At 71.3% G+C, this 22,808-nt stretch carries 21 protein-coding genes; 6 read left to right on the forward strand and 15 right to left on the reverse strand.

All coding sequences use genetic code 11. From position 1 onward, the window contains the following. The first annotated feature begins 41 nt into the window (after window positions 1–41). The gene (gene pknB / locus ACVDFE_RS37385) at window positions 42–2,030 is read left to right on the forward strand and encodes a Stk1 family PASTA domain-containing Ser/Thr kinase (protein WP_360398558.1); all 1,989 of its coding nucleotides are present in this window, start codon (window positions 42–44) and stop codon (window positions 2,028–2,030) included. A gap of 70 nt (window positions 2,031–2,100) precedes the next feature. On the opposite strand, the gene ACVDFE_RS37390 is transcribed toward pknB, so the two are convergent. Further along, the gene (locus ACVDFE_RS37390) at window positions 2,101–3,489 is read right to left on the reverse strand and encodes a class II 3-deoxy-7-phosphoheptulonate synthase (RefSeq protein WP_360398560.1); all 1,389 of its coding nucleotides are present in this window, start codon (window positions 3,487–3,489) and stop codon (window positions 2,101–2,103) included. 184 nt (window positions 3,490–3,673) lie between these two features. Between ACVDFE_RS37390 and ACVDFE_RS37395 the strand changes: the two genes are divergently transcribed. Further along, window positions 3,674–4,681: a DUF2891 domain-containing protein gene (locus ACVDFE_RS37395; RefSeq protein ID WP_360398562.1), complete on the forward strand. Its 1,008-nt coding sequence runs from the start codon at window positions 3,674–3,676 to the stop codon at window positions 4,679–4,681. A 94-nt stretch (window positions 4,682–4,775) separates the two neighbouring features. Here the strand turns inward: ACVDFE_RS37395 and ACVDFE_RS37400 are convergent, their stop codons facing one another. From ACVDFE_RS37400 to ACVDFE_RS37410, 3 genes are all read right to left on the reverse strand, one after another. After that, the gene (locus tag ACVDFE_RS37400) at window positions 4,776–5,804 is read right to left on the reverse strand and encodes a 6-phosphofructokinase (RefSeq protein WP_360398612.1); all 1,029 of its coding nucleotides are present in this window, start codon (window positions 5,802–5,804) and stop codon (window positions 4,776–4,778) included. A gap of 75 nt (window positions 5,805–5,879) precedes the next feature. Then, window positions 5,880–6,392, reverse strand: a complete 513-nt coding sequence (locus ACVDFE_RS37405; RefSeq protein ID WP_360398564.1) for a polyadenylate-specific 3'-exoribonuclease AS — start codon at window positions 6,390–6,392, stop codon at window positions 5,880–5,882. Window positions 6,393–6,413: 21 nt separating this feature from the next. Beyond that, window positions 6,414–7,148, reverse strand: a complete 735-nt coding sequence (locus ACVDFE_RS37410) for a lysophospholipid acyltransferase family protein (RefSeq protein ID WP_360398566.1) — start codon at window positions 7,146–7,148, stop codon at window positions 6,414–6,416. 178 nt (window positions 7,149–7,326) lie between these two features. Here ACVDFE_RS37410 and ACVDFE_RS37415 point away from each other — a divergent pair, with 178 nt between their 5' ends. After that, window positions 7,327–7,806 carry a hypothetical protein gene (locus ACVDFE_RS37415; RefSeq protein ID WP_458433755.1) on the forward strand — a complete coding sequence of 160 codons (480 nt, stop codon included), beginning with the start codon at window positions 7,327–7,329 and terminating at the stop codon, window positions 7,804–7,806. Between the two features lie 545 nt (window positions 7,807–8,351). Here ACVDFE_RS37415 and ACVDFE_RS37420 read toward each other — a convergent pair. Further along, the gene (locus ACVDFE_RS37420; protein ID WP_458433756.1) at window positions 8,352–8,582 is read right to left on the reverse strand and encodes a DUF2945 domain-containing protein; all 231 of its coding nucleotides are present in this window, start codon (window positions 8,580–8,582) and stop codon (window positions 8,352–8,354) included. Window positions 8,583–8,668: 86 nt separating this feature from the next. Between ACVDFE_RS37420 and ACVDFE_RS37425 the strand changes: the two genes are divergently transcribed. Next, the gene (locus tag ACVDFE_RS37425) at window positions 8,669–9,004 is read left to right on the forward strand and encodes a DUF3140 domain-containing protein (protein WP_360398572.1); all 336 of its coding nucleotides are present in this window, start codon (window positions 8,669–8,671) and stop codon (window positions 9,002–9,004) included. A 1-nt stretch (window position 9,005) separates the two neighbouring features. On the opposite strand, the gene ACVDFE_RS37430 is transcribed toward ACVDFE_RS37425, so the two are convergent. Genes ACVDFE_RS37430 through ACVDFE_RS37455 form a run of 6 tightly spaced genes read right to left on the reverse strand, consistent with a single transcriptional unit; the run spans window position 9,006 to window position 13,248 of the window. Continuing rightward, on the reverse strand, window positions 9,006–9,977 hold the full coding sequence (locus ACVDFE_RS37430) for an ROK family glucokinase (RefSeq protein WP_458433757.1): 972 nt from the start codon (window positions 9,975–9,977) through the stop codon (window positions 9,006–9,008). After that, entirely contained in the window at window positions 9,977–10,324 is a 348-nt protein-coding gene (locus tag ACVDFE_RS37435) for a hypothetical protein (RefSeq protein WP_458433758.1), read from the reverse strand. The genes ACVDFE_RS37430 and ACVDFE_RS37435 overlap by 1 nt, the downstream gene beginning before the upstream one ends. Before the next feature lie 27 nt (window positions 10,325–10,351). After that, window positions 10,352–11,560 (reverse strand): ArsA family ATPase, encoded by a 1,209-nt coding sequence (locus tag ACVDFE_RS37440; protein ID WP_458433759.1) that lies wholly within the window; start codon window positions 11,558–11,560, stop codon window positions 10,352–10,354. Beyond that, window positions 11,557–11,997 (reverse strand): SRPBCC family protein, encoded by a 441-nt coding sequence (locus tag ACVDFE_RS37445; RefSeq protein WP_360398580.1) that lies wholly within the window; start codon window positions 11,995–11,997, stop codon window positions 11,557–11,559. The genes ACVDFE_RS37440 and ACVDFE_RS37445 overlap by 4 nt, the downstream gene beginning before the upstream one ends. Window positions 11,998–12,020: 23 nt before the next feature. Continuing rightward, window positions 12,021–12,809: a metallophosphoesterase family protein gene (locus ACVDFE_RS37450; RefSeq protein ID WP_458433760.1), complete on the reverse strand. Its 789-nt coding sequence runs from the start codon at window positions 12,807–12,809 to the stop codon at window positions 12,021–12,023. 58 nt (window positions 12,810–12,867) lie between these two features. After that, a complete protein-coding gene (locus ACVDFE_RS37455; RefSeq protein ID WP_360398584.1) occupies window positions 12,868–13,248 on the reverse strand; it encodes a polyketide cyclase / dehydrase and lipid transport in 381 nt (126 codons plus the stop codon). A 98-nt stretch (window positions 13,249–13,346) separates the two neighbouring features. On the opposite strand from ACVDFE_RS37455, the gene ACVDFE_RS37460 reads away from it, so the two are divergent. Both ACVDFE_RS37460 and ACVDFE_RS37465 read left to right on the forward strand, forming a co-directional pair. After that, a complete protein-coding gene (locus ACVDFE_RS37460) occupies window positions 13,347–15,143 on the forward strand; it encodes an AMP-dependent synthetase/ligase (RefSeq protein WP_360398586.1) in 1,797 nt (598 codons plus the stop codon). 246 nt (window positions 15,144–15,389) lie between these two features. Continuing rightward, window positions 15,390–18,257 (forward strand): BTAD domain-containing putative transcriptional regulator, encoded by a 2,868-nt coding sequence (locus tag ACVDFE_RS37465; protein ID WP_458433761.1) that lies wholly within the window; start codon window positions 15,390–15,392, stop codon window positions 18,255–18,257. Window positions 18,258–18,486: 229 nt separating this feature from the next. Here the strand turns inward: ACVDFE_RS37465 and ACVDFE_RS37470 are convergent, their stop codons facing one another. The 4 genes from ACVDFE_RS37470 to ACVDFE_RS37485 form a co-directional block, all read right to left on the reverse strand. Beyond that, complete coding sequence (locus tag ACVDFE_RS37470; RefSeq protein ID WP_458433762.1) at window positions 18,487–19,599, reverse strand: glycosyltransferase family 4 protein; 1,113 nt, start codon at window positions 19,597–19,599, stop codon at window positions 18,487–18,489. A 9-nt stretch (window positions 19,600–19,608) separates the two neighbouring features. Continuing rightward, on the reverse strand, window positions 19,609–20,253 hold the full coding sequence (locus ACVDFE_RS37475) for a basic secretory protein-like protein (protein ID WP_458434460.1): 645 nt from the start codon (window positions 20,251–20,253) through the stop codon (window positions 19,609–19,611). Window positions 20,254–20,404: 151 nt separating this feature from the next. Further along, a complete protein-coding gene (locus ACVDFE_RS37480; RefSeq protein WP_458433763.1) occupies window positions 20,405–21,445 on the reverse strand; it encodes an NlpC/P60 family protein in 1,041 nt (346 codons plus the stop codon). Between the two features lie 27 nt (window positions 21,446–21,472). Then, window positions 21,473–22,804, reverse strand: a complete 1,332-nt coding sequence (locus tag ACVDFE_RS37485) for an NYN domain-containing protein (protein ID WP_360398614.1) — start codon at window positions 22,802–22,804, stop codon at window positions 21,473–21,475. Window positions 22,805–22,808 lie beyond the last annotated feature (4 nt).

Genomic DNA, 22,808 nt, shown 5'->3' on the forward strand with positions numbered 1-22,808 from the left:
TTCCGCCAACCGGGTCATCCTGAGCTTTACCATCTCGCACTGTGGAGAGGTCGGTTTCGAACGTGATGGGTGGACTGCTGGAGCAGCGCTACCGGGTGGACTCCGTGCTCGCGCGCGGTGGCATGTCCACCGTCTATCGAGGTCGCGACACCCGCCTTGACCGCGAGGTCGCCGTGAAGGTGATGGATCCGCGCCTGACCGCGGACCCCGCTTTCGTCGCGCGCTTCGAACGCGAGGCGCGCGCGTCGGCGCAGCTGCACCACCCGGCCGTGGTGTCGGTGCACGACCAGGGCGTCGACGGTGACCAGGTGTACCTGGTGATGGAGCTGATCGACGGCGGCAACCTCCGCGACCTGCTCAACCAGCGCGGCAAGCTCCCTCCCGCCACGGCGCTCAGCGTGCTGGGCCCGGTGCTGTCCGCGCTGGGTGCGGCCCACCGCGCCGGCCTGGTGCACCGCGACGTGAAGCCGGAGAACGTGCTGATCGGGTCGGCCGGCCAGGTGAAGGTCGCCGACTTCGGGCTGGCGCGCGCGATCGGTGAGAACGGCATCACCAGCGACAGCGAGATCCTCGGCACCGTCGCCTACCTTTCACCCGAACAGGTGGAGACGGGTTCGGCGGACGCGCGCAGTGACGTGTACTCGGCCGGGATCGTGCTCTACGAGATGCTGGCCGGGCAGGCGCCCTACCGCGGCGAGACCCCCATCTCCGTCGCTTACCGGCACGTGACCTCGGACGTCCCGTCGATCCCCGAGATCCCGCTGGCCCTGGACACGCTCGTGCGCAAGGCGACGCGGCGCGACCCGGCGCTGCGGCCGGCGAACGCGGACGCGTTCCTCGCCGAGCTCGAACGCGTGGGCGCGGAGCTGGGCCTGACGCCGCAGCCGGTGCCCGTTCCCGGTACGGCGCCCGAGAACGACAGGACCGTCGTGATGCGCCCCGTCCCGGTGGCCGTCGGTGTGACGCCGGTGGCCGTGGCCGAGGCGACGACGCCGGTGCGCAAGCCGGCGATGACGACGGTCAACACCGGTCCTCCCCCGGCCGCGACGGCCACCCGCACGATGCAGCGGCCCGAACCGCCCCGCCGGCGCCCCCCTGAGCGCAAGAAGAAGGTCGACGCGGCCGAGGAGGAGCGCAAGCGCAAGAAGCGGCTGATGACCATCTGGGGGTCCGTTGCCGCGGTGCTGGTGCTGATCGCCGGGCTGTTCTCCTGGTACCTCAGCGCGGGCCGCTGGACGACCGTGCCGGAGGTGTCGGGTCAGTCGGAGACGAACGCGACCCGGTTGCTGTCGAGCGCCGACCTCACGCCGCTGGTCGTGCGGGAGCCGTCGAACACGGTGCCGCTGGGTCAGGTCATCCGCACCGAGCCGGGCAACGGCACCGAGATGCGCAAGAGCGAGTCGGTGAAGCTCATCGTGTCGCGGGGCAAGCCGGTCGTGCCGTTCGTGACCGTCGGCGTCGAGGTGGAGGTCGCGACCAAGGAGGTCGAGGCGGTCGGTCTGACGGCGACCAAGGACCCGGCGAAGGACGCGTTCCACGAGACCGTGCCGATCGGCAAGGTCGTGGCGCTCGACCCGCGGCCCGGTACGGCGCTGGAGATCGGCAAGCCGGTCACGCTGGTGCTGAGCAAGGGCCCGGCGCCGCGGGTGACCGTGCCGGACCTGAAGGGCAAGAAGAGGGACGAGGCGTTCGCCGAGCTGCAGCGCCTGGGCCTCGAACCGGTGGAGGCGGGCCAGAACGGCGGCAACCCCGACGACCTGCGGGTCACCCGGACCGATCCCGCGGCCAACACGGTGCTGGAGGTCGGGTCGAGCAAGCGCGTCACGGTGTTCTTCGAGGACACCAGCGAGGTCGAGGTGCCGGACGTGACCCGCAAGAAGGTCCGCGAGGCCAAGGAGGAGCTCGAACGCCTCGGCTTCAAGGTCAAGGTCGAGTTCAACAAGAGCGGCAACGCGACCGTCGTGAACCAGGACCCGCAGCCGCGCAGCAAGGTGCGCCGCGGTACCGAGATCACGATCATCGGTCTCTGACCGTGAGAACACGGAGGGCCCCGCGTTCTCGACGCGGGGCCCTCCGTTCTTCAGCCGGTCTTCAGGAAACCTACGAGCGCAGCATCTCCGCGACGAGGAACGCCAGCTCCAGTGACTGCTGGGTGTTCAGGCGCGGGTCGCAGGCCGTCTCGTAGCGGCCGGCCAGGTCGGCGTCGGAGATCTCCTGGGCGCCGCCCAGGCACTCGGTGACGTCCTCGCCGGTCAGCTCGATGTGGATGCCGCCGGGGTGGGTGCCCAGGCGCCGGTGCACCTCGAAGAAGCCCTGCACCTCGTCGACGATGCGGTCGAAGTGGCGGGTCTTGTAGCCGGTGCTCGACTCGTGGGTGTTGCCGTGCATCGGGTCGCACTGCCAGATGACCTTGTGGCCGCTGGCCTCGACCTTCTCCACGATCGCCGGGAGCACGTCGCGGACCTTCTGGTTGCCCATGCGCGAGATGAGCGTCAGGCGGCCCGGTTCGCCCCGCGGGTCGAGGCGCTCGACGTACTCCACGGCCATCTCCGGCGACGTCGACGGGCCGATCTTCAGGCCGATCGGGTTGGCCAGCAGCTCCGCGAACGCGATGTGCGCGCCGTCGAGCTGGCGGGTGCGCTCACCGATCCACACGAAGTGCGACGACAGGTCGTACAGCCTGGGCTGCTCACCGGTGGTGTCCAGGCGCAGCAGGGCGCGCTCGTAGTCGAGCAGCAGCGCCTCGTGCGAGGCGAAGATCTCGGTGCCGTGCAGCGACTGGTCGGTGACCCCGCACGCCGACATGAACCGCAGGCCGCGGTCGATCTCACCGGCCAGCGCCTCGTAGCGCTCACCGGCGGGCGAGGTGCGCACGAAGTCGCGGTTCCAGTCGTGCACGCGGTGCAGGTCGGCCAGACCCGCGCCGGTCAGCGCCCGCAGCAGGTTCATCGCGGCACCGGCGTTGGCGTACGCGCGGATCATGCGACCGGGGTCCGGGACACGGGCCTCGGGCGTGGCCACCAGGGAGTTGATGATGTCGCCGCGGTAGGACGGCAGGCCGAGGGCGTCGATGTTCGACGAACGCGGCTTGGCGTACTGGCCGGCGATGCGGCCGACCTTCACCACCGGCAGGCTCGCGCCGTAGGTCAGTACCACGGCCATCTGCAGCAGGGTCCGGATGTTCGCGCGGATGTGCGGCTCGGTGTTGTCCGCGAACGTCTCCGCGCAGTCACCACCCTGCAGCAGAAACGCCTGACCGTTCGCGACCTGCGCCAGTTGCGTGTGCAGCCGGTCGATCTCGGCGGGCACGGTGATCGGCGGCACGCTCTCGAGCACCGTCCGCACACGACGCACCTGTTCGGCGTCGGGCCACTCCGGCTGCTGGGCGGCCGGGCGCGACAGGGCGTCGTCCAGGCGCTTGCGCATCTCGGGAGGCAGCGGCGGAAGCTCGGGAAGCGTGTCGATGGGCACGTCCACGGTCCAGTTCACGCTGCTCAGCTTAGTTGTTCCACACTGAGAGACCGGGTCGGCCCTGTCAGCCGCCCGCCGAAGATCACGACCGCGGCCACGACCGGTTGACGAGCGGCTTTGCCCGGTCGTCTGTCAGTTGTCAACGATCGGCAGCGGCAGCTGGCCTCTGCCCTGTTGAGACGTCACATTGCATGATTGCCACATGAATGCCACCCGATTGGATGACCGCACCGCGGCCCGGCTGCTGGCCATCGCGATCGACAACGTCCAGCGCGACCACCCCGTGCACTGGACCCACGTGATCGACAACGACGACCGGCTGGTGCCGCAACGGGTGCTGCACCCGGTGTTCGCCGGGTCGTTCGACTGGCACTCCTGCGTGCACCAGACGTGGCTCGCGGTGCGGCTGCTGCGGTTGCGGCCGGAGCTGGAGGGCGCGGACCTGGCGCGGGACGTGCTGGACAAGCTGATCACGCAGGACAACTGCGCCGTGGAGGCCGCGTTCTTCGCCTCACCGGCGGGCCGGTACTGGGAGCGGCCCTACGGGTGGGCGTGGTTGCTGCTGCTCGACGCGGAGCTGCGGTCGTCCGGGCTGCCGTGGTCGGTGGCGCCGATCGCGGACGTGCTGCGCGACCGGTGGCTGGAGTGGGTCTCGGCGGCCCGGTTGCCGATCCGGACGGGGACGCACAGCAACACGGCGTTCGCGACCGGGCTGGTGTTCGACGCGGCTCAGGCGAACGGCGACACCGAGCTGGTCACCGCGTGCGCCGAGGCGGCGTTGCGCTGGCACGGCGACGAGAAGGCGTACGGCGGGTTCGAACCGGACGCCGCCGACTTCCTGTCCCCCGCGCTGACGACGGCCGACCTGATGCGGCGCGCGCTGGGCACCGGCGAGTTCGCCGCCTGGCTCGACGCCTACCTGCCGGAGCTGGACGCGGAACGGTGGCGGTCGCTGCGTGAGCCGTTCCCGGTCGACGACCCCAGTGACCCGTACGGCTCGCACCTGGCCGGGCTCGCGTTGTCGCGCGCCTGGAACTGGGAGGCGATCGCCGACGCGGTGCCGGCCGGGCACCGGTACGCGGACCTGGCGCGCACGGCCTCCGCCGCACACCGCGAAGCCGGGTGGACCTACGTGTTCGGCGGCCACGGCTACATGGCTGACCACTGGCTCGGCACCTTCGCCGCCTACCTCGACGTCAAAGCCTTCTGACCAGCACAAATCGCCACTCATGCAAAAGACGTTTGCGGTCGTCCGCAAACGTCTTTTGCACAACTGATATATCGGTTGCCCGTGAGCTACCGGGTCAGGCGCCGAAGAAGACCTCGGCCTCTTCGTAGCGCTCGGCCGGGACGGTCTTGAGCTCGGCCGTGGCCTCGGAGAGCTTCACGCGCACGATCTCGGTGCCGCGCAGCGCGACCATGGTGCCGAAGTCACCGGCGGCGACGGCGTCGACGGCGTGCAGGCCGAAGCGGGTCGCGAGCACGCGGTCGTAGGCGGTCGGCGTGCCACCGCGCTGGATGTGGCCGAGGACGGCCGCGCGGGACTCCTTGCCGGTGCGGTCCGCGATCTCCTCCGCGAGCCACTGGCCGACACCGCCGAGGCGGACGTGGCCGAACGCGTCGCGCTCACCGGAGTGCAGCACCTCGGCGCCGCCCTCGGGGATCGCGCCCTCGGCGACGACGATGATCGGCGCGAACTCGCTCTCGAAGCGGCGCTCGACGTGCTCGACGACCTTGTCGACGCTGAACGGGCGCTCCGGGACGAGGATGACGTTCGCGCCACCGGCGAGACCGGAGTGCAGCGCGATCCAGCCCGCGTGCCGGCCCATGACCTCGACGACGAGCGCACGGTGGTGCGACTCGGCCGTGGTGCGCAGGCGGTCGATGGCCTCGGTCGCGATGTGGACGGCCGTGTCGAAGCCGAACGTGTAGTCCGTGGCGCCGAGGTCGTTGTCGATCGTCTTCGGCACGCCGACGACGCCGATGCCGTCGTCGGTCAGGCGCTTGGCGACACCGAGGGTGTCCTCGCCGCCGATCGCGATGATGGCGTCGACGTTGTTCGCCGCGATGGTCTCGCGGATGCGGTCGACACCGCCCTCGACCTTGTAGGGGTTCGTGCGCGACGAGCCCAGGATCGTGCCACCGCGGGTCAGGATCTCCTCGACGTCCGCGAGGTCGATCGACTTGGTGAGGTTCTCGATCGGGCCCTGCCACCCGTTGCGGAACCCGACGATCTCCCAGCCGTGTGCCTTGATGCCCTTGCGGACCACGGCCCGGATCACGGCGTTCAGACCGGGGCAGTCACCACCGCCAGTGAGCACACCGATGCGCATCTGCTTCCCCATCTCTCGTGTTCTGTGTCACGCAGACTTTCACGAGCTGTATCGGTGCAGCAATGCGGGTCTCACTTACCGGACCGGAAAACCGGTTTTCTGCCGGTGTTCCTCGATCACCTTCCAGCGCGCGAGGTTGTGCCGCGCGTCGGCCAGGGCGTCGTGGGCGTCGGCGGGAGGGGCGGGCAGCTTGGGGCGGCCGACGTCGTCCCAGCGTTGCCGCAAGTCGCGGGTGAACCGGGGCAGGGCGCGCGGCAACGCCGGCATGGCGCCCCACAGCTGCGCCAGCGCCACGTGGTCGTAGGCGGCGAACCACGCCCACAGCTCGACGTCGTCGCGCGCGGCGTTGCGGGCGCCGAGGAAGTCGAGCAGGTCCTCGCGGATGCGGGCGCGGCTGCGCCACGCCTTGTCCGCGGGTGAGGGCAGCTGGTTGAGGACGTTCTGCCGCACCCACGGACCCGCGCGCTCGGGGTCGAACTCGGTGGACACGGCGTAGAACTCGCGGCCTTCCTCGTCGACCACACCGATCGACACCAGGTCGATCGTCACCCCGTCCTCGATGAACTCACAGTCGTAGAAGAACCGCACCGCGACACCCTAGGGTGCCGCTCAGCTCGCCTTCTTCTCGGGCACCCGGTCGGCCTTCCCGCCCTGCTCGGACGCGTTGCCGGGCAGCTCCTTGGCCTTGGCCGCGTAGACGTCGACGTACTCCTGGCCGGAGAGCTCCATGAGCGCGTACATGATCTCGTCGGTGATCGACCGCAGCACGAACCGGTCGCCGGACAGGCCCTCGTAGCGCGAGAAGTCGAGCGGCTTGCCGATCTTGATGCGGATCGGGTGCGGCTTCCACATCCTCGAGCCGATGGGGTTGGCCTTGTCCGTGCCGAACATCGCCACGGGGATGACCGGCGCACCGGACTCCAGCGCGATCCACGCGACCCCGACCTTGCCCTTGTAGAGGCGGGCGTCGGGCGAACGGGTGCCCTCGGGGTAGATGCCGAGCAGCTTGCCCTCGCGCACGATCCGCACACCGGTGTCGAGGGCGCCCTGCGCGGCGGAGGCGCTGGACCGGTCGATCGGCACCTGGCCGACGCCGGAGAAGAACCACTTCTGCAGCTTGCCCTTGATCCCCGTGCCGGTGAAGTACTCGATCTTCGCGGGGAAGGTGACCCGCCGCGACAGCATCAGCGGCAGGAAGAACGAGTCGGAGACGGCGAGGTGGTTGCTCGCCAGGATGGCGCCACCCTCCTTGGGGATGTTCTCGGCGCCCTCGATGATCTTCGGCTGGAAGAACAGCCGCAGAACCGGTCCCAGGAGGACGTGCTTCATCAACCAGTACAGCACTTTGGGAAGCGCCTCCCTAGACCCCGCGAACCTTGATCCCGGCAACCAGCCTACGGAGCCGACCGCTGCTCACACAACGAGTCCCGCGGTTGTGCGTCACGGGCGTGACTGAGCCGACTGCCGTAACCCGCAACACATCCGCTCCGTGCAACGATGAGGGGTCAGAGGGTTGCGGCACATGGAGAGGCTCTGGATGAACGCCCGGCGCGACTCGACCGACGGCCCCGAGAACGTCGACGAGCTCTTTGCCGAGATCGTCGCGGGTCTCGAGCGGGACGGGGTCGGCAAGGACTGGCTCGACCTCGACGAGGCGGGCACGGAGGACGTGAGGACGCGGACCGAGGACCGGGACGACCCGGCCGAGGACGTGCTCCCCGAACCGGAGGACGACGACCGCGACCGGTCCGAAGCCGACGAGCACTACGTGCCGCCGGAGCCGCCGCCGTTCCCGGTGCTGCGCGCCTCGACGATCGTGGCGCTGCTGATCCTGGTGCTGGGCATCGTGCTGCTGGTGGCCCCCGGGCTCTTCGGGTTGCACGCGAGCCTGGGCACGCCGCTGTCGCTCGTGGCCCTGTGCGCGGGCATCGGCCTGCTGATCCTGCGCATGCGCAACACCCCGCCGCCGGACTCGGGCTGGGACGACGGCGCCCAGGTGTGACACCTCACGGCCGGGTTCGTAACGGCGTGATAACGGCCACTCATACCTTCAGATAACGTTTCGGCGGTGCTTATGGTGCCGGCATGGACCAGATGCAGCACCTGATGATGGCCCGCGCCCTGGCGACCACTGAGCAAGAAGGACGCCGACCGCGCCAAGCGCCGCCGGCCGCGCATCCTGCGCGTGCTCGGCCGCTGACACCCAGACCACCGCTTCTCCGAGCTGACGCAGGGGTCCCCCGCGAAGGGGGACCCCTTGCTTTCATTCTCCTCGCGAAGACCGACAGTCCCGCGGCCCCCGATGGGCAAAACTGGGCATTTCGGGCCAAGTGTTCGCGGCGGGCGAACAGACCCCGACACGCTCCGCGACACTCCTCACGCGATATATCAGCTGGCCTCAGCTAGCCCCATAGCTCTTAGCTACCGCCGCAGCCAGTAACCAGACGCCGCCGAGCCCAAACTCGACTGAGCTGACCTGCTGCTTTGCAACAAGTCTTTTGACGACGTCCGCAAAAGACTCGTTGCAAAGGTGTGGCGGGCGCGGCGTCAGTCGGAGGACGACGAGCGGTGCGGGTGGAGGGCGCTCGGCTTGTGGACGGCGTCGCGGCCGCTCTTGGCGCTGCGGACGCGGTACTGCGGCTCGTCCTCGGACGCCTTCACCTTGCGGCCGGCGGCCTGCTTCTCGGTGGTGATCTCCTCCTCCACCTCGCCGTGCGTGCGGCTGCCGTGACTCGACCACTCGACCTCGTCGCCGGGCTTGTACGGGTGCTCGCTCATCGTCCGACCCTTCGTCGCGTTGCGTCGTTCGGCGTAACCACGGGTACCCGGCCGCCAGGGATCGACACGGAGGAGAGGACACGCACGTGGGTGACGAGGAGCAGACGCGCAAGGAGTTCGGCGAGGCCGTGAACATGACCGCGAGCCAGCTGGAGAAGTGGCTCGGCACCGCCGAGTCGAAGGAGGTCGGTGACAAGAGCGGCGGCGAGTCGACCGGGCACGCGTCCGGTCGCCGCATCGTCGCGCTGCTGCAGGCCAAGAAGGCCGATCTGACCGATGACGACTACGGGCACATGCGCAAGGTGGTCGGCTACGTGCACCGCCACCTCGCCCAGCGGCCCGACCAGCCCACCAGCGAGATCGAGAGCAGCCGGTGGCGCTACTCGCTCATGAACTGGGGCCACGACCCCCTGAAGAGCTGACTCAGGGGCGGTGGTGGTTGCGGGCCATCGACGACACCGTCTCGCGGGCCAGGGTCGCCGCACCGACGATGCCGGCGTCGTCGCCGAGCTGCGCGGTGCGGATCCTGGCCAGCGGGCGGTGACCGGCGCCGGTCACGACGGCGGCGTAGCGCTCGCGGGCGTCGTCGAGGAACAGCGGCGCCGACTCCGACACCCCTCCCCCGATGACGATCACCTCGGGGTCGTAGACGTCGGCGACCAGCGCCAGGCCCTCGCCGAGCCAGCGCGCCAGGTCGGCCATCGCGCGTTGCGCCAACGGGTCACCGTCGCGTGCGGCACCGGCGACTCGACGACCCGTCACGGCGCGTGAGTCGCCTGCGGCCTCACGGCCGAGCACGGTCGAGATGCCGGGGTGCTTGGCCAGCAGCTCCACGGCGGTCGCACTCAGTGCCGTCCCGCTGCAGTAGCGCTCCCAGCAGCCGTTCTTGCCGCACGGGCACGGACGGCCGTCGGGCACCACGCGCAGATGACCGAGCTCGGGTGCAACGCCGTACGCGCCGCGGAACACCTCGCCGTCCAGCAGCAGGGCCGCGCCGATACCGGTCCCGATGGCCACCAGAACAGCGGTCTTGGCGCCGCGAGCGGCACCGAAGCGGTGTTCGGCCAGCGCGGCGGCGTTCGCGTCGTGTTCCAGCACGACGGGCAGGCCGAGGCGGTCGCTCATGCGGTCGGCGACGTTCATCTGCCGCCACGCCAGGTGCGGCGCGAACCGCACCGTGCGGCGGTCCGAGGCGATGAACCCGGCGACGGCGAGGCCGACGGCGTCCACCGCGTGCCGGGCCGCGACCTCTTCCACGGCGGCGACGAGCGCGTCTTCGAGAGCGCGTTCACCAGCGGGTGTCGGTGCGCGCGAGGTGTCGAGCACGGACCCACGCGCGTCCACGACACCAGCGCGCACACTGGTGCCCCCGATATCGACTCCGACGGTGAGCACTAGTCGGTCTTCCTGACGACCTTGATGTGCTGAACGCGCTGCCCGGCGTCAGCGGGTTCGGCCGGTTCGGCCGGTTCGGCCGGTGCGGGCGTGCCCGGTTCGCGCAGAGCGGCCCGCAGCACCGCCACCAGCCCGGCGGCGTGCTCCGCGGCCTTCGCGGCGAGCTCGGAACGGTCGCCGCGCAGCAGTGCGACGCCGTTGCACACCGGGCACCAGCCGCACGTCTCCGGCGCGTGCGCGCCATCGCCCGCTTCGGCCACGCGCTGCAGCCACGGCTGCATGCGCTCGGCGGCGGTGTCGATGAGCAGCCGCAGCTCCTCGGCGAGCTTGCCGTTGTTCTCGGTCATGAAAAACTCCTGATCAGCGCCACGAGGTCAACGCCACAGCGCCGGGTCCGGCCGGAACCCCACCGTCACGCCGGCCGAGTCCATCTCCGCACCGGTCACGATGCAGCGCCTCAGCAACGAGGGCAGCGCCACGAGCCGACGCCGGCCATCGACGGTCAGCGCCAGGTCGTCGCCCACGCGCGCAAGGTCCAGTTCCGTGTCATCGGCCAGCGGCAACGCGATCCGCAGCGAGTATCGGGCGTCGAGCCCGCGTCCGCTGCCCGACACCTCCAGCAGCGACTCCGACACCGCGGCACCGGGCAACGGGTCCTCGTCGCCGTACAGCTGCGCCGCGACCTCCAGCAACGCCGTCACGCCCACGGGTTCGGACGCGCGGTGGTCGACCGTGCGGATCTCGCCGATGCCGGTCAGCTCGGCGAGCACCGCGTCCTGCTCGTGCCGCCGGGTCCGCAGCCACGTGGCGGCCGCGCCGCGCGCCGGTCCCGGTGACGGCACCAGCCGGTTCGCGATCACGCTGTCGACCCGGATCCCCTGCAGCGCCAACGCGGTCAGCGTCCGCCGGGTCTCCGCGGCGACCACGCGTTCGGGCGTGAGCACCAGCCGCACCGAGCACGAGGACGGGTCCGCGAGCATCGACCGCAGCGCGTCCAGCCGCTCCGCCAGCCGGCTCAGCGCGTCCGCCGTCGCGTCCCACTTCTCGACGGTGCCGGTACCCGCGACACCGGCCAGCAGGCCGCGCACCACGCGCCGGTGCGTCGGGAAGAGCCTCTCCAGGTAGCCCGCGAACGCCTCGGGCAGCGACAGCAGCCGCAGCGTCTCCGCCGTCGGACCGCAGTCGACGACCACGACCTCCCACGGCCCGGCCGCGGCGAGCCTGCGCACCTCCGCCAGCGCGAGGAGCTCCTCCACGCCCGGCAGGACGGTCAGCTCCTCGGCGTCGAGCTCGTCGACCCCGGCGCCGGCCAGCACGGTGCGCAGGTGCCCGCGCAGGTCACCCCAGGCGTCGTCGACGAGTCCGCGGGGGTCGATCTGGCAGGCGAACAGGCCGCCTGCACCGTCCACTTCGGACGGGGCGGCACCCAGGCGCACGTCGAGCGCGTCGCCCAGGGAGTGCGCGGGATCGGTCGACACCACGAGCGCCTTGCGGCCGTGCGCCGCGAGCGTCGCCGCCGTCGCGGCGGCCAGGGTGGTCTTGCCGACCCCGCCCTTGCCGGTGAAGAGCAGGACCCGGCTCAAGCCGCCTTCTCCGCGCGCTTCTTGAGCTCCTTGAGCGCGGTGTCGAGGATCAGCTTCTCGGCCTTGCGGCGGAACAGCCCGATCATCGGGATCACCAGCTGCACCGACAGCGTGTAGGTGACCTTGGTGCCGGTCCCCGACGGCTCCAGCACGTAGCTGCCGTGCTGCGACTTCTGCATGGTGCCCTTGACGAGGTCCCAGCGCACCGAGAGGCCGTCGGGCGCCCAGTCGTACCTCAGCGTGTACTCGTCCTTCACGGGACCCTGGTCGATCGCGAACCGCACCTGCTCGGCGCGGCCGTCGTCGCGGGTGTCGAGGACCTCGACCTCCTTCATCCCGTTCGCCCAGTCCGGGTACGACGGGAAGTCCGCGATGATCGCCATGATCTTCTCAGGCGGCGCGTCGATGACGATGGACTGAGTGGACTCGTCGGCCATGGAACAGGAGGCTACTCGCGTCTTTACCAGTTGAGGACGTGAGGCTTGCCGCTGCGCTGGAAGTGCCCGACGTTGATGCAATCGGTGTAGCCGACGCGCACCCGGCGGGCCAGCGGCTGGTGCACGTGCCCGAACACCGACCAGCGCGGGCGTTCCCGCACGATCTTGTCCAGCGCCGGCCGCGAGCCCCACTCCGGGCGGCGCGCGACGACGTCGTAGGTCAGGTCGGGGACCTGCGGCGGGATGTGCGTGCACAGCACGTCGACCTCCCCCATCCGGTCCAGCGCGGCCGCCATGTCCTGCTCGGTGCGCAGGTACGGGAACCAGGGCGCGTCGGGGTTGCGCACGTGTCCCGGCATGAGCAGCCCGCCGCCCGCGAACCCGAACCGCAGGCCGCCGATCTCCACCGCGGCGCCGTCGACGACGTGCACGCCGTCGCGGGCGAACCGCGGCCACAGGTGCGGACTGTCCACATTGCCCGGTGTCGCGTACGTCGGCGCGGACATCGCCCCGAACAACGCGTGGTACTGCTCCAGCACCGCTTCCTCCACGACCGCGCGGGCGTCGTCCAGACCGTCCCACAGGGACCGGACGTAGCCCGCGGTGTCGGCGCGCCGGGTGCCGCGGCGCAGCTCGGCGAAGACCCCGACCTTCTCCGGGCCGAACACGCGGCCCATGATGCCCTTGGAGTGGTCGTAGTAGTCCACGAAGTCGATGAGGTCGCCCAGCACGACGAGCGCGTCCGCCCCGTCACCGGCACGCGCCAGCGCCTCCGCGTTGCCGTGCACATCCGAAACCACGTGAACCCGCACGGTCCCAACCTAGTTCAACGGGCGCACCGGGGTTTCACGAGACACGTGCCACTGTCGATCACCCGGCCGGAGGGCAGCCGGCCGGACGGCCGTCCTCCAGGGTCAGCTTGAGGCCGAGTGCCACGGACTTGGCGGCGAGCTGGCGGCGTTGCACCTCACGGCGCGCGCTGCGCGGAGTGAGCGACCCGGCGGGCGGATCAGCGCGGAGGAAGTAGTGCAGCAGGGTGCCGTCGAGCATCGGCTCGAGCCAGACCTCCATGGTGCCCACGAGCGCGCCGCCCACCGTCCAGCGCAGGCCCTCCTGGCCCCGGTCTGCGTAGACGTCGAGCTCCAGGTCCGGCCAGAACGCCCGCCACGACGACGGCACGGAGAAGGCTGCGGCGACCACGCTGGGCGGGACCGCCAGGAATGTCTCGTCGACGACGTCCACACTGGCCATGGGGTCAAAAGGTAACGGAAGGGCGTACCAACCTTTGTATCGCCGGAATCACACGCTAAGTTTCCCCACCAGTAACAAATCATCGTACGGAGGTTGACGTGCGCGAGTTCAGCGTCCCCGCCACCGCCGCAGTGGCTCCTGAGGAGAACCTCACCGACATGGTGTGGGCCAACGCGGAACGGTTCGGCAACGCCGTCAGCTTCCGCAGGCAGGTCGACGGCACCTGGGTCGACATCACCGCGCGGGACTTCGCCGCGCAGGTCATGGCGGTCGCCAAGGGCATGATCGCCGCCGGCCTGGAGCACGGCGACCGCGTCGGCCTGGTGTCGAAGACCCGCTACGAGTGGTCGCTGCTCGACTTCGCCATCTGGGCGGCGGGCGGCGTGGTCGTGCCGATCTACGAGACCTCGTCGGCAGGCCAGATCCAGTGGATCCTGTCCGACTCGGGCGCGAAGGCGGTGTTCGTCGAGGCCGCGCAGCACCGCGCGCTGGTCGACGAGGTCGTCGGCACGCTGCCCGAGCTGCGGCACGTGTGGCAGATCGAGGGCTCCGCGCCCGCCGTCGACGAGCTGACGGCGCTGGGTGCCGAGATCACCGACGAGCAGGTGCACGAGCGCCGCGGCCAGGTGAAGGCGGACGAGACGGCGACGCTCGTCTACACCTCCGGCACCACCGGCCGCCCCAAGGGCTGCACGCTGACGCACCGCAACCTGCTGTCCGAGGTGCGGTCGGCGCTGTCGCGGTTCCCGGAGATCCTCGCGGCCGGCAACTCGCTGCTGCTGTTCCTGCCGCTCGCGCACATCCTGGCGCGTGCCCTGTACCTCGCGTGCGTGTACTCGCGTGCCACGCTGGGCCACACCGCGGACGTGCAGAACCTCGTCGGCGACCTCGGCCAGTTCCGCCCGACGTTCGTCGTCGCCGTGCCGCGCGTGTTCGAGAAGGTCTACAACGGCGCCAAGCAGAAGGCGCACGCCGGCGGCAAGGGCAAGATCTTCGACGCCGCCGAGGCCACCTCGGTCGCCTACAGCCAGGCGCTCGACGACGGCGGCCCCGGCTTCGGCCTGCGGGTCAAGCACGCCGTGTTCGACAAGCTGGTGTTCTCGAAGCTGCGCGCCGCGCTCGGTGGCCGCGCGGTCGCCGCAGTGTCCGGTGGTGCGCCGCTGGGCGACCGGTTGTCGCACTTCTTCCGCGGCGCGGGCATCCCGGTCTACGAGGGCTACGGCCTGACCGAGACGTCGGCGGCGGCGTGCGTGACGTTCAAGGGCCAGGAGAAGGTCGGCACGGTCGGCCTGCCGGTGCCCGGCACGTCGGTGCGCATCGCCGAGGACGGCGAGATCCTCATCAAGGGCGACATCGTCTTCACCGGCTACTGGAACAACGAGGCCGCCACCGAGGAGGCGCTGGAGGACGGCTGGTTCCACACCGGTGACATCGGCGAGCTCGACGGCGAGGGCTTCCTGAGGATCACCGGGCGCAAGAAGGAGATCATCGTCACCGCCGGTGGCAAGAACGTCTCCCCCGCACAGCTCGAGGACCGCATCCGGGCGCACCCGCTGATCTCGCAGTGCATGGTCGTCGGCGACAAGCAGCCGTTCATCGGCGCGCTGATCACGATCGACCCGGAGTTCTTCCCGGCGTGGAAGGAGTCGCACGGCAAGCCGGCCTCGGCCGAGGTGCCCGACCTGGTCGAGGACCCCGACCTGCTGGCCGAGATCCAGGCCGTGGTGGACGAGGCGAACAGGTCGGTGTCCAAGGCGGAGGCGATCCGCAAGTTCCGCGTGCTGCCGGTGGACTTCACCGAGGCCGGTGGCGAGATGACGCCGTCGCTGAAGCTGAAGCGGTCGGTCGTGGCGAACACGTACGCCTCCGACATCGACGCGATCTACGCGAAGTAGGTCCTGAACAGCGCGAAAGGCCCAGGAGCTGGAAGAGAGCTCCTGGGCCTTTCGACCCCCAGCGATCGTGATCCGCGAACCTCCGCGGAACCCGAGAAGTGTTGTTGCCCCGGCCCCCCGACCGGGACGAGTAGAAGACTGCCGGACGGCGCTGACGTATCGCTGACGCGCCGATGTCACTCGGCGACAGCGCGCTAATAGGCTGTGAGTGAGACGGGATCATCCGGCGCGCGTAGGGGGAAGGCAATGACCTCGGGTCCGCAGTTCCGGCTGCTCGGCCCGATGGAGGTGCGCCTGGGCGACTCCGCCGTCCTGCTCCGCGCCGGCAAGCACCGGGCGTTGCTCGCGGCGCTGCTGCTGCGGCCCAACCGCGTGGTGCCCGTGACGGAACTGGTCGAGCACGTGTGGGGTGACGCGCCGCCCGCGCGGACGCGGGGCACGTTGCAGACGTACGTGATGCGGTTGCGTGCCGCGCTGGGCGACCCGTCGCTGATCCAGACCGCCGCCGACGGCTACCGGATGCGCGTCGACCCGTTGGCCGTGGACGTCCACCGGTTCGCCGACGCGGCGGCACGCGGACGAGCGGCGGCGGCGAACGACCTGGTCAAGGCGCGGAAAGCGTTTGCTGAAGCGTTGGAGCTGTGGCGCGGGCCGGTGCTGTCGGACGTGCCTTCGGAGACGTTGTACGCCGAGCACGCGCCGCGGTTGACCGAGCTGCTGATGACCGTGCACGAGCAGCGGGTCGACGTGGAGCTCGCGCTGGGCAACCACGCGGACCTGGTGCCGGAGCTGTTCGCGCTGACGCGGGACCACCCGTTGCGCGAGCGGTTCTGGGGGCAGCTGATGCTCGCGCTGTACCGCAGCAGCCGGCAGGCGGAGGCGCTGGAGGCGTTCCGGCAGCTCGACCGGACCCTGGACGAGCAGCTCGGGATCGACCCGTCGGCCGAGCTGCGGGCGTTGCACCAGGCGATCCTGGTCCGCTCACCCGAGCTCGCGGCACCGGTGCCGGAACGGGCACCCGACCGCGCGCCGCCGTCACCGCTGCAGCTGCCGGCGGACACCCCGGACTTCACCGGGCGGGAACGGCACGTCGAGCGGATCACGGCGCTGGTCACCGGGGCACTGGGCAACGCGGTGCCGATCGTGACGCTGGCGGGGCCACCGGGGGTGGGCAAGACGACGCTGGCCGTGCGGGTGGCGCACGTGCTGCGGGACCGGTTCCCCGACGGGCAGCTGTACGTCGACCTGCGCGGATACGCGCTGGGCCCGCCCGCGGACGGGGTGGACGTGCTGTCGCGGTTCCTGCGGGCGCTGGGCGTGCCGCCGGACGAGATCCCACCGGACGCGGACGAGCAGAGCACGATGCTGCGGTCGTTGCTGTCGGGCCGGCGGGTGCTGCTGGTGCTCGACAACGCCTCCGCGCCCGACCAGGTGCGGGCGCTGCTGCCGGGGACGGCGTCGTGCCCGGTGATCGTGACCTCGCGCGACGACCTGCGCGGGCTGATCGCCATGAACGGCGCGCGGACCGTGCCGGTGGACGTGTTCACGCCGGGCGAGTCGGTGGCGTTGCTGGAGAAGCTGCTGGGACCGGGTGAGCACGCGGAGCTGGCCGCGCGGTGCGGGCACCTGCCGCTGGCGCTGCGGGTGGCGGCGGCGTACCTGGCCGGGCGCGACGACGTGACGATCTCGGGTTCGCCGATCGAGCTCGCCTACGCCGCGCTGCCACCGGCGCCGCAGCGGTTGTTCCGGTTGCTGTCGCTGGTGCCGGGACCGGACTTCACCGCGGAGGCCGCGTCCGCGCTGGCCGACGTGGACGCCGAGGGCCTGCTGACGGTGCTGGTGATCGCGAACCTGGTGGTGTCGCCCGCTCCGGGTCGCTACCGGTTCCACGACGAGCTGATGCACTACGCGGCGTCGCTGCGGGCGGAGCTGGACACGCCGGCCGAGCAGCAGGCGGCGCTGACGGCGTTGCTCGACCACTACGTGCGCGGCGCAGAACGCTGCGCCGAGCTGCTCTACCCCGGCATCCTGCGGCTGCCGTCGACGGCGTCGGGCCCGGTGCCGCGGATCTCGACGCAGGCCGACGCGCTGGCGTGGCTCGACGCCGAACGCCCGAACCTGACCGCCGCCATCCGGCACGCCGCCCTGCACGGCCCGGCCCCCGTGGCGTTCCAGCTGGCCGACGCGCTGCGCGGCTACCTGTGGATCGGACAGCACGTCGGCGAATGGCTCGCGACCGCCCACCACGGCCTGCAGGCCGCCCAGGCGTCCGCACACCGCCCGGCGGAGGCGGCGATGCACGCGAACCTCGGCACCCTCTACCTGCGGCTCGGCGAGTACGCGCGGTCCGTCGACCACCACAGCCGGGCCGTGGAGCTGTACCGCGCGCTGGGCGACAAGGACGCCGAGGCGGGCGTGCTGAACAACCTCAGCCTCGTCTACCGCCGCTCCGGTCAGCTCGGTGCCGCGAAGGACGCCCTGCTGCGGTGCCTGGAGATGCTGCGCTCGGAGGACAGCGTCAGCACGGGCCTGTACAACCTCGGTCAGCTGGCCGTCGAGCTGGGTGAGGTCGACGAGGCCGTGGAGCACTTCACCCAGGCCCTGGCGCTGGCGCCGAACGCCGACGGTCACACCTACCTCGGCATGGCGCTGCGCCTGCAGGGCCGTCACGACGAGGCCCGCGCTCACCTGACCCGTGCCCTGGAGATCGGCAACGTCCCCGCCGGCGAGGCCGAGACCCTGGAGAACCTCGCCGCCCTGGAACTCGCCGAGGGCAACGCCGACCTCGCCCTCTCCCTCGCCTCACGCGCGCTGGCGCTGGTCGCCGACGGCGGTGACCAGCAGGTGGCGGCGTCGGTGCGGATCACGCTCGGCGAGGTCCACCGGGCGCTGGCCCAGCTCGACGGGGCCGTGGAGTACCTGGACCAGGCGCTCGCGACGGCCCGGCGCATCGGGTACGCCTCCGGTGAGGTGCGGGCGTTGATCGTGCTCGCGGCGGTGCGGCGCGACCTCGGGTCGGACGTGGAAGCTCGCTCGGCTGCCGCTGAGGCGATCCGGCGCAGCACCGAGCTAGGTCTGCACGCCCTGGAGACGCGAGCTCGCGCGCTCAGCTGAGACGCGCCGGCGCCAGCGAGCTGAGCTCAGCGAGCTGGAGCTTGGTGAGCTGGAGCTTGGCATGAGCTGAGCTTGGCGCGAGCTATCGCGCCATATCCCATATCCAATACATCAGTCTGCTGCCGACGGTTAGCTGCTGATGACAACGTTGTCATATGTGACCAGCTGAGCATTGCCGTCCGTAGCTAGGCGATATATCGGGTATTGGATATGGCGTATCGGATACCGGTCAGCCGATGAGCTGCTGGAGCCGGTGAGCGAGCTGGTCCCACTGCCAGTGGGTGCTCACCCAGTCCCGGCCGGCGCGGCCCATCTCGGTGGCCATAGCGGGGTCGGCGAGCAGGGCGGCGACCTTGGTGGCGACGTCGTCGACGTCGCGGCCGTCGACGACGTTGCCGGTGATGCCGTCGCGGACCGTCTCGGGTGCGCCGCCGGACCGTCCGGCGACGACGGGCAGACCGGTCGCGGACGCTTCGAGGTAGACGATGCCGAGGCCTTCGACGTCGAGGCCGCGGCCACGGGTGCGGCAGGGCATCGCGAAGACGTCACCGGCGTTGTAGTGGGCCGGCAGCTCCTCCCACGGCACCGAGCCGGTCAGCACGACGTTGCCCGCCTGGCCGGTTTCGGCGACGAGGGCGTCGAGCTTCGCGCGGTAGGGGCCGCCGCCGACGATCAGCAGGGCCGCGTCCGGCACCGAGCGGCGGATCAGCGGGAGCGCGCGGATGAGGACGTCCTGACCCTTGCGCGGCACGAGGCGGGACACGCAGACGACGACCGGGCGGTCGCCGAGGCCGTAGCGGCGGCGGAGCTCCGCGCGTGCGGCCGGGTCGGGGCGGTAGAGGTCCGTGTCCACACCGGACGGCAGGTGTTCGAGGGCGGCGAGCGGGCCGAACGCCGCCGCGAAGCGGGAGCGGGTGTAGCGGCTGACGTAGGTCACGACGTCCACACCGGATCCGATGGCGCGCAACGCCTGGCTGGCCACGGGCAGCATCGACCAGCCGACCTCGTGGCCGTGGGTGCTCGCGACCGACCGGCTCAGGCCGAGGCGCGGTGCCAGCAGTGCGAGCGGGGCGGCCGCGCCGAACCAGGCGGCGTCGCACGACTCGGTGCGCGCGATGGCACGGGCGCGGCGCAGCACGTCGGGGGTCGGCAGCATCAGCGACGTCGGGTGCCGCACGACGGGGAACGGCTGGCGCGCGTCGAACTCGGCGTCGCCCTTCCACTTCGGCGCGTAGACCACGAGCGAGTCGGCGGGCAGGCGGGTCGCCAGTGCGTGCAGGTAGGCCTGGATGCCACCGGGGCGGGGCGGGAAGTCGTTGGTCACCAGCAAGGTTCGGCGCACGGACCAACGCTATCCGATCGTGGTCCGCAGGAAGTCGCGCCAGTCCGCCACGTCCACGGCGCGGGCGTCCACAGCGGACAGCGACGCGTTGCGCAGGAAGAACTCGACGACGCCGCGCTCCCCCAGCCGCGACTGCAGGTACACCACGACCGAGTACGCCTGCTGGTAGGCGAGGTCGCGGCCGGGGCCGGTGAAGTCGGTGGGCAACGCGGACACGTCGGCCGTCAGCAGCGGCGCCGCCTCCCGCAGCGGCAGCCCGGTCGCCTGGAACGCCACCCAGTCCGCGAACCCCTCCACCAGCCACAGCGGCGCCGAGTCCGACGTCTGGTCGCGGGTCGCGACGTGGGTGATCTCGTGCCGCAGCAGCACGCCCAGCTCCAGGTCCGACAACGGCGCCACCCGCACCCGGTTGAGCACCACCCGTTGCGCGGCGCCGTCGCGGATGGCGATGCCCGCCATGTCCTTGAACGCCGGCCCGACCAGCGACACCAGCTCGGCGTCCGAGGCGGGGATGACGACGTCGACGCGCCGCGACCAGCTCAGCCCACGACCGATATCCAATACATTGGATACGGCTGCTACCGCTTCGTCGAGCAACCCTTGCACCCGCGCCGCCAGCTCCCCGTCACAGGAACTGCTGGTCACCGTACCCATCGCCGCCGAGCGCGAGATTGCTGTGCAATCGGGTGTTGCGGTCGACGGCAACTCAACGGCGCTGGGGTGCAACGCCACGTTGAGGCTGAGCAGGAACGTGACGACGACCAGCACCGCCAACACCGTCCTGAAGCGCCTCACGCGCGCAACGCTAGCCGTCGATGCGACGAATAACCGCGATGGGCCCGATGGCGTCGATCGGCGCGATCTTCACCGGCTGCCCCTCGGTGGAGGCGTGCACAGCGCGCGCGTTGTCGACCGCCATGGCCACGTGCGAGCGGCTGGCGTAGTAGATGATCAGGTCACCGGCTCGGACGTCGGAGCGCGACACCGCGCGTCCGACCGAGGCCTGTCCCCCGGACGTGCGGGGCAGGGCCACGTTCGCAGCGGCGTACGCCTTCATCGTGAGCCCGGCGCAGTCCCACTGGTCGAGCCCGGTGGCGCCGTAGCGGTACTCGTCCCCGCGCTGCTCCAGCGCGAACTGCAGCGCGATCCCGGCGGCACCACTTGGCACGCTGACCCGCGACCGGTCGCCCGGATCCCGCAGCTGCTGCACGACCGGCGCGGGCAGCCGTGCCAGTGCCGTGCGCACCTCGTCGACCTGGCCCTGCAACGCCCGCTTGCGGGCCTCCAGGTCGGCCTTCAGCCGTTCCGCCGCCTCGGTGGCCGCGGCGGCACGCGAGCGCGCGTTCTCCGCCACCTGGTGGGCCTGCCGCGCCTTCTCCACCGCGCCGGACAGCCGCGCGAGCGAGTCGGCCTTGTCCTCAGCCAGGATTCGCATCATCTCGAGCCGCAGCAGGAAGTCCTGCTGCGAGTCCGCGACGAGCAGCGCGGAGAGCTGGTTGAACCGCGCGCCCTCGAACGACGCCTCGGTCAGCAGGTCGACCTGGCCGCGGAAGCCCTCCTCGTCGGCCTTGGCCTGCACCTCGATCTGCTGCGCCGCCGCGACGTCCGCCGTGGCGCGTTCGAGCTCGGCCCTGCGCAGCGTGAGGTCCTCCTGCGCGCGCAGCACCTCCTCGTTCAGCTTGGTCGCCTGCTCGGTCAGCTGGGCGTACCTGCGGGCGGGGTCGGCGGGTTGCGCTGCCGAGGACACCGCCGGGGCGGCGCAGCAGAGCAGCACGACAACCAGAGCACCGCGGGTGAGCTTGCGCGACAGCACGTCGCCGATCCCCTTCGCGTCACACAGTTCCAAGATCGACGCGAGCAGGCTACCGCGTGACTAAACGCGACCGAGCCGGGCCAGCAACACCGCGGACGGCACCGGGTGCGCACCACGTCGGCGCACCGAGTCGGCGACCGCGCGATCCGACGTCACCACCACCACCGGCCGCCCCTCCGGCTCGGCGGTGACCAACGCGCGAATGACGTCATCAGCGAGAACACCGGGATCGCTGAAGAGCACCCGCACGCCGCGAGGCGCCGCCGCGGGCACGGCGACCACTCCGGCGCCGTCGAACACCAGCGTCACCTCGGCACCGGTGCGCGCGGCGAGCACCGCGAGCTGGTGCACGAGCCGGTCGCGCTGATCGGACAACGACAGCTCCGGGTAACCGGTCTTCGTGACGTTGTAGCCGTCCACGACGAGGTGCACGGCCGGCAACGCCAGCAACCGGTCCAGCGCCGCCGGGTCCTCCACCCGTCCCACCGCGCCCTGCGACGCCGACGCACCGCGCACGAGGTCGGCTGGACGTGGTCCGGAGCCGCCCAGCGCCAGCTCCCGCCGCAGTCCCGTCACCGCGCCGTCGAGGGTGTCCACCAGCAGCGCGAGCCGCACCTCGTCGGCCTGCCGGGCCTCCCGCGCCGACTGCCGGGCGACCTCGGCGTCCGCGATCGCCCGTTGCGCCTTGCCCCGCTCGGTCTCCGCACGTTCCCGTTCCCGGTCGCGCTCCGCGGTCAGCCGCTTCAGCTCCTCGGCCGTGCGTTCCCGCACGCGTTCGACCTCGGCCGCCGCCGCCTCGGCCGCGTCCTTGGCCTCGCGCAGCTTCACGCCCTGTTCGCGCAACCGCTTGCGCAGCCGTTCCAGCTCGACCTCGGCGTCCGCGCGCACGCGTTCGGCGGCGCCGTCGAGCTGGCTGCGTTCGGCGCGCAGCCGTTCGAGCTCGCCCTCCAGCCGTTCCGAGCGCACGACCGCCGCGTCCCGCTCGGCCCGCAGCGTCGCGTCGCCGACCCGCCGCGACACCAGCTCCACGTAGTGCGGTGCGACCTCGTCCCCGGTCAGCACGGCGGCCGCGGCGGCGGCCACCGGGTCCGGCGAGGTCACCTCCAGCGTCGACGGCCGGTTCTTGCGCAGCCACTCCACGACGGCGGTGCGGAAGTTCGCCGAGTCGCGCAGCCCGGCCACGACCTGCGCGCCGCCGAGCCGGGCGCGTTTGGTCGGCGCGAACTTGGCCACGGGCCGCAGGTGCTGCGGCACGTCGACCTTCGCCATCTCCCCGAGGGCGTCGGCGCCGAGCTCCGCGAGCCGCATCCGCAGCGGCTCCGGCAGCGCACCCCAGTCCACAGTGGACTCGCCCACCTCGTCGGCGGGCGGGTCGTACTCGGGCTCGGGCATCGGG

The organism is Lentzea chajnantorensis, from assembly GCF_054300775.1.

Bases quoted from the DNA above. Each gene is read 5' to 3' on its own strand.
- ACVDFE_RS37395 (WP_360398562.1), top strand. From the start codon at position 3,674: ATGAATGCCACCCGATTGGATGACCGCACCGCGGCCCGGCTGCTGGCC.
- ACVDFE_RS37400 (WP_360398612.1), bottom strand. From the start codon at position 5,804: ATGCGCATCGGTGTGCTCACTGGCGGTGGTGACTGCCCCGGTCTGAAC.
- ACVDFE_RS37415 (WP_458433755.1), top strand. From the start codon at position 7,327: ATGGAGAGGCTCTGGATGAACGCCCGGCGCGACTCGACCGACGGCCCC.
- ACVDFE_RS37420 (WP_458433756.1), bottom strand. From the start codon at position 8,582: ATGAGCGAGCACCCGTACAAGCCCGGCGACGAGGTCGAGTGGTCGAGT.
- ACVDFE_RS37435 (WP_458433758.1), bottom strand. From the start codon at position 10,324: ATGACCGAGAACAACGGCAAGCTCGCCGAGGAGCTGCGGCTGCTCATC.
- ACVDFE_RS37445 (WP_360398580.1), bottom strand. From the start codon at position 11,997: ATGGCCGACGAGTCCACTCAGTCCATCGTCATCGACGCGCCGCCTGAG.
- ACVDFE_RS37455 (WP_360398584.1), bottom strand. From the start codon at position 13,248: ATGGCCAGTGTGGACGTCGTCGACGAGACATTCCTGGCGGTCCCGCCC.
- ACVDFE_RS37465 (WP_458433761.1), top strand. From the start codon at position 15,390: ATGACCTCGGGTCCGCAGTTCCGGCTGCTCGGCCCGATGGAGGTGCGC.
- ACVDFE_RS37475 (WP_458434460.1), bottom strand. From the start codon at position 20,253: ATGGGTACGGTGACCAGCAGTTCCTGTGACGGGGAGCTGGCGGCGCGG.
- ACVDFE_RS37485 (WP_360398614.1), bottom strand. From the start codon at position 22,804: ATGCCCGAGCCCGAGTACGACCCGCCCGCCGACGAGGTGGGCGAGTCC.